Origin of the sequence: Corynebacterium sp. HMSC066C02 (assembly GCF_001814945.1) — a bacterium.
Lineage (GTDB): Bacteria > Actinomycetota > Actinomycetes > Mycobacteriales > Mycobacteriaceae > Corynebacterium > Corynebacterium aurimucosum.
This window is the reverse complement of record NZ_KV818436.1, coordinates 274,314-274,603: the sequence shown is the minus strand read 5'-3', so window position 1 is coordinate 274,603 and position 290 is coordinate 274,314.

Below are 290 nucleotides of genomic sequence, written 5' to 3'. Positions count from 1 at the left end.
AAACTGCTTTCCGGTGAAATACAGCCACCAGCCACCGTAGTACTCCACACCTACCAAGCCCGCGATATTGAGGATGCACCGACCTTTATTGAAGGCTTCGGCTGGCGGGCTGAGCCCATGCCACATGACAAGACGCGAGATTTAACCGAAGAGATAAAAGAAGCCGACGGCTACCAACCAGGAATCATCATGCGCAAACTTGTCGAAGGACGCGACGGTACCTGCCGGGTCGGCGGCTGTGGCGAGCCTGCTTTCCTTAGCCAGTTGGATCACCGACACAACTGGGCCGA